At 69.5% G+C, this 632-nt stretch carries 1 protein-coding gene; it reads left to right on the top strand.

Annotation, left to right across the window (positions count from 1 at the left end; translation table 11 throughout):
- The coding region (locus tag ARTSIC4J27_RS00050; protein ID WP_152683724.1) for a DUF222 domain-containing protein at positions 1-632 on the top strand (632 nt) is incomplete at both ends.

Genomic DNA, 632 nt, shown 5'->3' with positions numbered 1-632 from the left:
ACACTGCCGAGGCCATCGAGCTCCAGCACGCAATGACCCCGCCCGAAGCGCCCACCCACGAACGCACCTACGCCGAGATGTCCGCGGTCGAGGAAATCGCCGGTGTCCTGACCATCAGCTCCCCCGCCGCCGGAGCACTCATCACCCAATCCCGGCAACTCGTCTCCCTGCCACCGGCCATGGACGCCCTCACCACCGGGACCATCTCCTGGCAACACGCCAAAATCATCGCCGACGAAACCGACAACCTCAGCCCCGCCGGCGCAGCCGCCCTCGTCGAGCATGTCCTGAACCCCAACCCGGCCCGCGGAGCCGCCGCCGGCGAACTCGTCCCGTCACGGTTCCGCGCCCGGGTCCGGAACTGGCGCGAACGCCACCACCCCGAATCCCTGGAGAAACGCCACGCCAAGTGCGCAGCCGACCGGCGGATGGAATACACCCCGGACCGCGACGGCATGGCCTGGATCTCCCTCTACATCCCCGCACACCAAGGCTCAGCCATCTGGAACCGCACCACCGCCATCGCCCGCGGCCTCCAAGGCCCCAACGAACCCCGCACCATCACCCAACTCCGCCCCGACATCGCCGCCACCCTGCTCCTCCGCGCCGGCCCAGCCCTCACCCACACCAAC

Source organism: Pseudarthrobacter siccitolerans, assembly GCF_001046895.1.
GTDB lineage: Bacteria > Actinomycetota > Actinomycetes > Actinomycetales > Micrococcaceae > Arthrobacter > Arthrobacter siccitolerans.
This window is presented reverse-complemented; position numbering and strand designations above follow the sequence as displayed.